General features: G+C 37.4%; 8 protein-coding genes. 3 read left to right on the top strand and 5 right to left on the bottom strand.

Translation table 11 applies throughout. The annotated features are described in order from the left end of the window. Positions 1-390: 390 nt before the first annotated feature. From serS to CP357_RS04680, 3 genes are all read right to left on the bottom strand, one after another. Positions 391-1,698: a serine--tRNA ligase gene (gene serS / locus CP357_RS04690; protein WP_025006307.1), complete on the bottom strand. Its 1,308-nt coding sequence runs from the start codon at positions 1,696-1,698 to the stop codon at positions 391-393. A 225-nt stretch (positions 1,699-1,923) separates the two neighbouring features. Beyond that, positions 1,924-2,475, bottom strand: a complete 552-nt coding sequence (locus CP357_RS04685; protein WP_098036666.1) for a GNAT family N-acetyltransferase — start codon at positions 2,473-2,475, stop codon at positions 1,924-1,926. Then, the gene (locus CP357_RS04680) at positions 2,475-3,083 is read right to left on the bottom strand and encodes a TVP38/TMEM64 family protein (RefSeq protein WP_025006305.1); all 609 of its coding nucleotides are present in this window, start codon (positions 3,081-3,083) and stop codon (positions 2,475-2,477) included. Before CP357_RS04680 ends, CP357_RS04685 begins: the two co-directional genes overlap by 1 nt. 129 nt (positions 3,084-3,212) lie before the next feature. Here CP357_RS04680 and CP357_RS04675 point away from each other — a divergent pair, with 129 nt between their 5' ends. From CP357_RS04675 to CP357_RS04665, 3 genes are all read left to right on the top strand, one after another. After that, a complete protein-coding gene (locus tag CP357_RS04675) occupies positions 3,213-4,007 on the top strand; it encodes a S9 family peptidase (RefSeq protein WP_087235737.1) in 795 nt (264 codons plus the stop codon). Between the two features lie 2 nt (positions 4,008-4,009). Next, positions 4,010-4,873: a helix-turn-helix domain-containing protein gene (locus CP357_RS04670; protein ID WP_098036667.1), complete on the top strand. Its 864-nt coding sequence runs from the start codon at positions 4,010-4,012 to the stop codon at positions 4,871-4,873. A gap of 79 nt (positions 4,874-4,952) precedes the next feature. Then, complete coding sequence (locus CP357_RS04665; protein ID WP_098036665.1) at positions 4,953-6,335, top strand: NAD-dependent succinate-semialdehyde dehydrogenase; 1,383 nt, start codon at positions 4,953-4,955, stop codon at positions 6,333-6,335. Between the two features lie 151 nt (positions 6,336-6,486). Here the strand turns inward: CP357_RS04665 and CP357_RS04660 are convergent, their stop codons facing one another. Together CP357_RS04660 and CP357_RS04655 are read right to left on the bottom strand one after the other, a co-directional pair. After that, entirely contained in the window at positions 6,487-7,530 is a 1,044-nt protein-coding gene (locus CP357_RS04660; RefSeq protein WP_098036664.1) for a zinc ribbon domain-containing protein, read from the bottom strand. 157 nt (positions 7,531-7,687) lie between these two features. Then, positions 7,688-11,392 (bottom strand): MMPL family transporter, encoded by a 3,705-nt coding sequence (locus CP357_RS04655; RefSeq protein ID WP_098036663.1) that lies wholly within the window; start codon positions 11,390-11,392, stop codon positions 7,688-7,690. Position 11,393: the final 1 nt, after the last annotated feature.

Here is an 11,393-nt window from a genome sequence, read left to right as displayed (position 1 = left end):
TTTTATATTTTATCAAATCTCAAATCCTTTGTCAAGAACTTTTTTGATTTGTTTTTTTCATCATCAGGCGATTTCTTTATCACCCGACGACAGTTAAATATATTACACGGTCAATCCTTATTCGTCAAATCCTAGTTTTTGTTCGAATTAAACATGAAACGCTAGGTAACGTTGTAACAATTACTATTTATATTGTCTTTTTCAAATCTCATATATCTTGTTAATTTAATTACTTTTCAAATAAATAGTTCGTCTTTTGCTGTATTTTAGTCTTAAATTCATCAAAATTTTTTCAAAAAAATTTTGATTTTTTCATTTTTGCTATTTCAGGGCGAACAAAAAGACCCAAGAACGCTAATTCTTAGGCCTTTTTCTAATTATTTTCTTCTACTAAATCAAACTTGATTCTTTAGTAATCTTTTTCATGCCATTCATGTATGGTACAAGAACATCAGGAACAGTTACTGAGCCATCTTCATTTTGGTAGTTTTCCAAAATTGCAGCTACTGCTCTACCTACAGCTAAACCAGAACCGTTCAAAGTGTGTGCTAAGTGAAGCTTACCATCTTCGTCACGGTAACGAATTTGTGCACGACGAGCTTGGAAGTCAGTACAGTTAGAACAACTTGAAATTTCACGATACTTGTCTTGTGCAGGCATCCAAACTTCAAGGTCGTAAGTCTTTGCACTAGTGAAACTTGCATCCCCAGTTGACAAAGCAACTACGTGGTATGGCAAGCCCAACTTTTGCAATAAGTGTTCGGCATTGTGAGTTAACTTTTCAAGTTCATCCCATGACTCATCAGGCTTACATACCTTAACCATTTCAACCTTGCGGAATTCGTGCATTCTGATTAAACCACGAGTATCACGACCAGCTGAACCTGCTTCACTTCTAAATGCTGGTGATAAAGCAGTTACGTTGATTGGCAACTTGTTTTCATGAATGATTTCATTTCTAAAATAGTTTACCAAAGGAACTTCAGCAGTTGGAATCAAAGTCAAATCACGTGGCTTATCTGGATCGTCGTTATCTACGATAGTGTAAACATCTTCGTGGAATTTAGGGAATTGACCTGTACCTTGCATTGATGCATCGTTAACAAGGTATGGTGGAATAACTTCGGTGTAGCCATCCTTAGTGTTTTCATCAAGGAAGAAATTAAAGACAGCACGTTCCAAAAGTGCACCTGCACCAATGTAGTAAACAAAACGTGCACCTGAAACTTTAGAAGCACGATCCCAGTCTAAAATACCAAGGTCAGTACCAATGTCCCAGTGAGCTTTTGGCTTGAAGTTGAACTTAGTTGGTTCATCCCACTTACGAACTTCTTCGTTGTAGCTATCATCAGGGCCGATTGGATCTGAATCTGCTGGGAAGTTAGGCAATCTAAGCAAAATGTAGTTTTGCTTTTCAGTTAATTCAGCAACTTCTTTATCTAAATCCTTGATTTCTTTACCTACTTCACGCATAGCTTGAATAGCATCACTTGCGTCTTCTTTGTTGCGCTTCTTTTCAGCAATTTGCTTAGAAACGTCATTACGCTTAGCCTTTAATTGTTCACTCTTGGTTAAATCCTTACGACGCTTAGCATCGATTTCTACCAATTCATCCAATTCTTCTGGCTTAATGCCACGTGTAGCTAACTTTTTCTTTGACCAATCGAGATTCTCACGAATCACCTTAATATCAAGCATTAAAAAACCTCCATAATGCAAAAAAAGAGCCGACTCATCCCTTGCTTGGGACGAATCGGCTCTTACACAGCTTCGCGGTACCACCCATCTTCAGTCTAATATAGACTGCACCTCTTAATAGACGGATAACGACGCCAAACCGTGCAACTATTAATTGCCCATCTTAACGAAATCTGGAAACGACATCCATTCACTCGCACCAACCGTGAACTCTCTGAAGCAGTCTTAGGATTTCATGTTTGCGTCTATTTTAAGCCATTCTGCTTGTTTGAGCAAATAATATTTTTCTTTATACGAAAAAAGTGTACTAATCTGCGAATAATCTACGGTATAAACATACTGAAATCCTAGTTTTTCCAACAGTTTCTGCGACTTTTCATTATTTACAAAAGTGCCTGCCCAAATTTCTTTTTGTCGTTTCTTTTTAAAAGCATAATTTAAAATTAAACGCAGCGCTTCCGTCATATAACCATGGCCTTCAAAAGCCTGATCTAGCAAAAAGCCAACTTCTTTTGTTTTTAATAAGCCGCTTTGTTCATCTAAACCACGTTCATATAATTCAATCAAGCCAATCGTCTGATCATTTTGACGCAGACAAATAATATAGCTCTCTGGACGGGCCATATACTGCTCTACGCCCCGCTGGGCTTCTTCTATATTTTGATAATTCTCAAAGGCAGCCAGATTATGATAGCGGGCATTTCTGCCCCACTTCAATAATTGTTCTGCATCTTTTTCTTCAAATCTTCTTAAATATATTCTCTTTGATTCCAGCATTATTTACCCATCAACTTCAGCAGCCATTCGGCACCATACTGCAAGCCAAAGCTATAAGCAATAATTGTCCACGGCTTGCCTAAAACAATTATCCAAAAATAAGTCCAGAACTTCATTTTAGTTAAGCCCGCAAGCAAACAAAGCACATCATCAGGCGCAGCAGGTGCAACAATACAGATGGCAAAGAACCAATTAAACTTCTTCTGATTTTCAGTCCACTTCATATATTTGTCTAACGTTTTTTCCGACACAATATGCAAAATGAATGGACGACCATAGTGCCGTGCCAAAAAGAAGTTAATAATCGAGCCAATACAAATTCCGACATAATTATAGATAAAACCGGCAATTGGTCCAAAAAAGACTACTCCGCCTAGTAGCGACACACCACCTGGAATAATAGGAATTACCACCTGAACAATCTGGATCAATACGAAAATAATCGGTCCCACAATTTGTTTATTGGCTAAATAAGCACGCATCTTATCTTGATCAGTAAATATCCCTAATCGATACCAATAGATGACCAACAGAATAATTACTAATCCGCAAACCACTGTAGCAATATTAATTAATTTTCGACTCGCCTTAGCTGACAAATGATGCATCTTTTTCGCCTTCTTTCAGAACTTTAATACACTAATTCTATCAAAAAACTAAAAAAGCCTTTATTAACTTATCTGCTTTTTAATTAATATATAATATTCTTGATAGTACAAATGAAAGGAACACAAATCATGGTTGTCATTAAAAATAATATTATTTATGACGAGAATAAAAAATTAGGAGCTGATATCTACTACCCAAATGATACAACTTCTGAGACTAAAATTTTAATCTTTTGGCATGGTGGCGGCTGGTTCCGCGGAGATAAAAAAGACGTTAAAAAGATCGGCATTAATTTAGCTAATGCAGGGTTCATGACTTTTATTCCTAACTATAGCTTAGCTCCAGCTGCTCATTTCCCAGCTGCTCATGATGATGCACTTCATTTTGTCGATTGGCTATTAGACTCTGATTACACTGATAATGATGATATCAAAAATATAGTCCAGATCGGTGCTAGCGTCGGCGGGACAATGGCATTATACGTAGCTGGTAAGTATGGCTTTCCAACTGTAACTTGGTCTGCTCCTGTTGAATACACTAATTGGATTAAAAACCATCAGGAGGTTAAACCTTCACCACAAGCAAAAGAAGATTTTGGTATCACTGATCCTACTCAAATTAGAGCCTCCTTTTACAAATACTTCACTTTAACTTATACCGGCTCAGATAAATCTGATATTTTACAAAAGCTTGATGCTCAATCATATGATTTTTCTAATTTAAATAAATTAATGATGATTAACTCTGCAGATGAACTGACGCCATTATCCACTACGCTAGATTTTATTAAATTCTTAGCTAAGCAAAATCATGGCGTCCAATTATTGGTTATTCCAGGACATGGTCATGCCATGGATTATAGTCAGGATTACATTGATGAATCCCTCGACTTTTTGTATCAAACAATTAAGAGACAAAAATAATGATAATCGATATTAAAAAATTCATTCAAATACGCAAAGCACAGAAACTATCACAAACTGATCTTTGTCATGGCATCTGTACGCAATCAACTTTAAGTAAATTTGAAAATAATGGGCAAGTACCTTCCCTAAAAATTCTCAATCAGTTATGCGATCGTCTGCACATTGAAGTTGGCTACATTATTAACCGTAGTGATGAGCAGCAAATCACGCAGCTATTATTTGATGCAGATTTTGCATTTATTAACTTTGACTACACTAAAATTTTGAACTTATTGTCCGAAGTTAGTGAAGATACGCTTAAACATAAAGAAGATCAGGTACACTATCAATTTTTACGGGGACAATATGCTCTGAAAAGTGATCGCAACGAAATAAGTGCCTTGTTCTATTTCAATAATATTCTGACAACTAAAGATTTACCTAAAAACGATATCTATCGCTTGCTCGCACTCAATGGTTGTAGTCAGATTTATGCAAAACAAGGTGAAATGCAAAAAGCAGAGCATTATTACAGCCAAGTACTCAAAAATATAAAAAGCGTTGAAATCAACAATCCACTGACCACTTTGCATGCCCTTGCCATTTTATGCGATGCCAGTGAATTCTATGGTCAACGCGAAATGTACAAAGAATCTAATTCACTTTTGCGTTATGCCTACAAGATCGGAACTGAAAAACACGTAATTTTTTACATGGCAAGAATTCTTTTGCAACAAGGTGTCAATGATATAGCCCAAAATAAAAATAAAGAAATCATTAGCCAGCACTTGCATGACGCCTGTGCCTTTGCCCGTATCAACCGTAATAATATCACGCTAAACAAGGCTCGAAAGCTAATTAAAAATTTAGACGATGTAAAATAGCTGAGTTTTTAATGTAAACGTTTTATAATAAAAACAGAGCTTATGCGGATAAACTTTTAATTGAACGGGAGAAAATAAAATGTCTAAATATCAATCAATTAATCCATACACTAACGAAGAATTTGCTAGCTATGATAACCCTACTGCTGAGCAAGTAGAAGAAGCTATTAATCTAGCACATACTTTATACAAAAAATGGCGTCATGAAGACCCAAGTGAACGCGCTAAGTTTTTACATAAAATTGCTGATGCTTTTCGCGTGCATGAAGACGAATTAGCTAAGATGATGACCCTGGAAATGGGGAAAGTGCTGCGTGAATCAAAAGAAGAAGTCGAGTTATGTGCTTCTATTTGTGATTATTATGCCGATAACGCTGCTGCAATGCTTGAGCCTACTCCGATTAAAAGTGATTTAAGAAATGCATATTATCTAAAACAAGCTACTGGTGTAATCATGGCGTGTGAGCCATGGAACTTCCCGGTATATCAAGTTGTACGTATATTTGCTCCTAACTTCGTTGTGGGTAATCCAGTTTTACTTAAGCATGCTCATAATGTTCCAAGCTCAGCTGCGTTAATTGCTAAAATTATTAAAAGAGCTGGTGCACCAGAAGGAAGTTTGATTAATCTCTTTCTTAGCTATGATCAATTGGCAAATATTATTGCTGATCCACGCATTCAAGGTGTTGCCTTAACTGGTTCAGAGCGCGGCGGTAGTGCTGTAGCTGAAGAAGCTGGCAAGAACTTAAAGAAGTCTACAATGGAATTAGGCGGTAATGATGCCTTTATCGTACTAGATGATGCTGATCCAAAATTATTACGCAATGTTTTAAGGGATGCTAGAACTTATAATGGCGGTCAAGTATGTACTTCATCTAAGAGAATTATCGTTGAAAAATCCCGTTATGATGAAGTTCTAGACGACTTAAAGAGTATCTTCTCTGAATTAAAAGCTGGCGATCCACTTGATGATAGTACAACCCTGCCACCATTAAACTCACAAAGAACTAAGACCAAATTAGAAAAGCAGGTTCAATCAGCAATCGATGGCGGTGCTAAAGTCTTTTACCAATACCCAGAAATTGATGCTAAGGGTTCATTCTTTAGACCGATGATTTTAACTAATATTGATAAAAACAACCCTATCTTTGATCAAGAATTATTTGGCCCTGTTGCAGAGATCTATGTAGTTGAAGATGATGATGAAGCTATTGAATTAGCTAATGATTCAAGTTATGGCTTAGGCTCATCTGTCATCAGTAGTGATATCAAGCGTGCTCAAAACGTAGCGGCACAAATCGAAACTGGAATGACTGTCATTAATGGACGTTGGATTACTGCTGCTGAATTACCATTTGGCGGGGTTAAGAAGTCTGGATATGGCCGTGAATTAAGTGATTTAGGCATGATGGCTTTTGTTAACGAACATTTAGTAATCGATGTTACTAAGAGTAATGAATAGTTCAAACTAAAAAAGAAGCATTTTTGCTTCTTTTTATCTCATCTTTTTCTTGTTTAATCCTGAGCCCAAGATTCCAGATATGCCGGCAATAGCTAAACCCAAAAAAGTGTCTGAAAATATACAATATTGGTATATTTCAGACACTTTTATCTTACTGTTTAGTTTTTTCTTTTTTATCGATTAAGTTATATCCTGATAAAGCTGTAGTTAAAAAACTGGATAAAATCAAGAAGTATGCAGATGCACCTAATGACACAGCATAAGTAATCAACTGACTGGTTAACTGACTCATGACGCCAGTTGCCGCACGACTAGAACTTGATAATTTGTAAATTAAATAGATTAAAAAGATCGTCTCAATCAGCGATAAAACAAAGGCTAAAACCTGACTAGCTCGCGTATTTTTTAATACATTGTAAATAACAAAAATTGGAAACAGGAATAAAAACAGCCAAACTAAATAAAGCACAATTGAATAAATAGAAGATGATCCTGAAGATAAGAGTCTTCCAGCCAAGCTAAAAATCACATTAGAAATTGACATTCTCTGAGTATAGCCAACAGCTGAAACAGCTGCACCAGAATCAGTGAAAAGAACAATCAAACTAATCAAGGCAGTTAGAATAACTGATAATTGGACATAGTTGTAACGATTTCGACTATGATTTTTTATTTTATGCACTTGGTTTTCAATGCGGGGATGTTTTTGCGTAAAGCTAGTGTTTTTGGCTTTTATTTTATCCTCATGTTCATCGACCCGGTTGAAAAGATTAGACCCAACCTGATTTATCTTCTCAGTTAATCTTTTATCAACTGTATAACGTTCAATCTTTTCCTTACGATCACAAACAATATAAAGCCAAATCATTAAAACTAAAAAACTAATCCAACCAATCGCCCTTGAAAAGCTCATTAAAATTAAGAGAAAAACTCCTAGCAAAAATACTAAAGTTGCATTTTCTCTAATCCATTTGATCATTGCTTGAACAGTAGTATTTTGCTTTTCAGGATAAAATTCTGCGCGATATGCTGCACGACTGATAATTTTTTGTCCTTCATCAGCTGACTCATGTTTAGCCTTTAAATGTTGATCTGTGAAAAAATCATCACGATACTTCTTTAAGTTAAAGCTACACTTAGGACAAATATTATCCGTTTCATTGATTGCTTGACCGCAATTTGGACACGTAGTCATATTAAATCCTCTCTTCTTGGTTCTTTAACAACAATTATAACATGCAGATGAAGGCAAATAGTGACGATATGAGCGGATTTTATTAGTAATTAATTATTCTTTACTTATGGACATAAAAAAGGCTCTACAGGATTTGTAGAGTCTTTTTCATTAATTATTATTTATTGTTTTTCTTAAACAACCTACCAAAGTTGACGCCTTCATAAGTCAATTTAACTGCGGCTGATAAAGTAATTGGCAAGATAAATACCAAGATTAACAAACCAACATCAACAGTTAAAGCAACTTCGATCAAGGTTGGAATACCTGATGGAATGAGGGCTGCAAAAGTACCACCCAAGATAATTGCAGCTGAGATAACAACCGTACCAATGATGGCACATGCCTTCAAGATTCTTGAACTTGGAGTAGTAAATCCTTCTTCCTTGAGTTCGTTGTAACGAGTCATGAGGAAGATACTGTAGTCAACACCTAAGGCAATCAACATGATAAAGCTGAAGAATGGTGTGTTCCATGAAAGCATGTCTCTACCAAGAACAGCCTTAACAATCCATTGGTTGATTGAAAGTGAGCAAAGGTATGCGATAAGCAAAGTACCAAGAATGTAAACTGGTTGAAGAAGTGAGTGAGTTACAAACATTAAGGCAATGCCGATACCGATTAACATGATTGCGGCAGTTCTAAGGAAATCGCCACTAGCAACTGTCTTAGTATCCTTAATCTTTGAACTTTGACCACCCATAGCAACAGTAGCATTCTTAAGAGCAGTACCTTGGAAAGTCTTCTTAGCCATTGCGCTCAATTCTTGTGATTCGTTAGTAGCTTCAGTTGCACTTGGGTTTGAATCGAAAACTACGATAATTTGAGCTGACTTCTTGTCAGGGCTGAGGTATACATCCATTGACTTCTTGAACATTTCATTCTTCAAGAATTCCTTTGGAATGTAGAAGGTATCTGCTGCAGCGGATGAGCCTAAGCCCTTCAAGTAAGTTTCACCTTGACCTAAACCACTGTTTACAGTGTCAATACCAGTAGTAAGTTCTGGAACCTTAGCAGCTAACTTGCCAGCACCCATGCTGAGTTGGCCGGCACCACTGTTAAGTTGACCGATACCTGAGATAAGAGCTGGAGCTTGGCTTGCTAATTGACCAACACCTGAGTTAAGTTGACCTGCACCATTAGCAAGAGTACCAAGACCAGTGTTAAGAGTACCTGCACCGTTGGCAAGAGTACCTAAGCCTGATTGAAGTTGACCTGCACCACTGTTAAGTTGGCCAACTCCAGCGTTAAGACGACCTGCACCACTTGCAAGACTGCCAAGACCAGTACTCAAGCGACCTGCACCACTGTTAAGAGCAGCAGCACCTGAGTTAAGCTTGTTTGCACCGGCAACACCTGCACTAGCAGCTGATTGAACTTGACTTAAGCCTGAGCTTAATTGGTTCAAAGCAGTTGCGGCACCTGGAAGTGCTTGGTTTGAAGCTTGAGCCAAAGTATTCACTTGAGTCTTCAAACTTTGAAGTTGGGTCATCAAATCACTTTGTTGCATTGCAGCCATCGAGCCTTGTAAACCTTGAGCTGCTTGAGTTGCATTTTGCATAGCTGACTTTAACTTATCAGTATTAGCACCAGCTTGAGCCTTTTGAACAACTGATTGTACCGCTTGGGTTGCAGCTGCAGTTGCTGCTTGCTGAGCAGCTTGTTTTTGATCACTTGGAACGTCTTTCACAGCTGATTGAACTGCAGCACTAATTGCTAATTGAACATCTGCTTGACTTACAGATGAACCGACACTACCAGCAGCACTTTGCAACTCCTTCAAGCTGCTTTCTAATTGAGCAGCTTGTTTTTGTACAGCAGCTAAACCACTAGTTGCAGATGAAACGTCAACAGAATTGCCTAAAGCAGCATTCAATTGTTGAATACCGCTGTTAATTTGTGGCAAAGCAGTTTGCAATGCAGCAAGTTGTTGCTTGTTTGATCCACTCAATTGGTTAGAAAGTTGTGTACTCAATTGTTGCAATTGGTTAGCCATTTGTTGGGTACCATTTTGCAAGATCTTGGTACCAGCTTGTAAACTGTTAGCACCATTTTGCAACTTGTTAGCACCGCTTTGTAAGCTGCTTGCACCACTTTGAAGTGCGTGAGTACCACTAGCCAAACGACCTGCACCAGTTTCAAGACGAGTAGCACCACTAACTAATTGATTTGAACCGTTTTGTAAACGAACGGCACCACTCTGTAATTGTTGAGCACCGTTTTGCAAACGACTAGTACCACCAACTAATTGTTGTGCACCACTTTGAAGACGACTAGTACCATCTTGAAGTTGATCTGCACCATCCTTCAAGCTGTTGGCACCATTAGCCACCTTGTTAGAACCTTTACTTAATTTACCCAAACCAGAACGAGCTTGATCAACGCCGTCGTTAACAGTGTTCAATTGATTGTTTACATAAAGCATATCAATTGGTTCACCATATGGTTGAGTTACAGATGTCGCAAATGAAACATCTTTTGAGTTTTGAAGTTGCTTGGTCAATTGATCAATTAACTTCAAGTTTTCTTCATTATCTAAACGATGCTTACTCTTAATGTACAAGTATGATGGTTCAGCCATACCTTCTGAGAAGTGTTTTTGAACTACCAATAAACCTTGCTTAGATGGAACTGAATCTGCAATTTCATCAGTATCATCGTAATTCAAGTGTCCTGAGTACATTAACATGAATGGAACTACAACTACAGCCAATACAATTAAGTAAATAATTGGATGCTTTAATGTTGAAGCAGAAATTCCATGCCAAAGTTTATCATCGCTTTCACCAGTGAATTTCTTAACTGGCCAGAACATTTTCTTACCAAGAACTGCCATGAAGAATGGGTTGAGTGTTAAAAGCACTACCAAAAGTACTGCAACACCAACCGCTACACCTACGGCTGATTGGTAAACTGAGAACTTAGCTAAACTTAATGCGGTAAATCCGATTAAAATTGATGAACCAGAATACAGGATAGTCTTACCAGCTTTGAAAAGCGCATCATGTAAGGCTTTGTACTTGTCCATCCCTTTCCCTAGATTCTCTTTAAATTTATCATACAGCAAGATGTTGTAGTCGGTACCAATACCAAAGAGGACGATAACCATGAACACTTGTGTAAAGTTTGAGAATGGGAAATTAGCATGTTCAACTAAGTTTGTAACGATTGAGAAAGAAGTAAGGAATGATACCCCAACTGTCAATAATGAAATTAGCGGAACAATTGGTGACTTAAAGACAATTACCAAAACAATGAAAATAAATACAACGGTAATAGCTTCAGTCTTCTTAATTCCTTGCTGGATTGAAGCAGAGAAGTCATGTTGCAAAATATCAGCACCAGTTACATAAGTGCGAAGACCTTGCGTCTTGGCATCCCTGTTCATTTGATTGTAAACTTCCTCAATCGTGCCATGACTCTTAGCGATATTAAACTGCGCTACCCAAGTCGTGTCATCTTTTGATTGAAGCTTCTTTCTCGTAGCAATATTGGAATCTGGAAGAAGTGAATCCTTAATTCCATACTTGTACTTATCATTCGTAAACTTGTCAAGCGTATTGTTGATGGCCGCTTTATCAGCCTCCGTTAGCTTGCCGTGTTTCTTGTTAAAAACAAGTGCTACTTCATAGGTGTTCTTCTTTTTTGCACCCCAATTGTTTTTGATAGATTGTGCCACATTGCTTTGTACATTGCTTGGAAGTGTAATGTCCGAGTGGGCATTAGTCAGTTCCTTGATATTAGGCAAAGCAAAAATGGAGATTATCAATATCAAAACCCATGCAATTAAAGAAAAAACATGGTTTTTCAGAAATTTCTGCACT

This window comes from Lactobacillus sp. UMNPBX6 (assembly GCF_002553975.1).
GTDB lineage: Bacteria > Bacillota > Bacilli > Lactobacillales > Lactobacillaceae > Lactobacillus > Lactobacillus gallinarum.
Note: the sequence above shows the minus strand (reverse complement) of the source record. Positions and strands in the feature narration are given on the sequence as shown.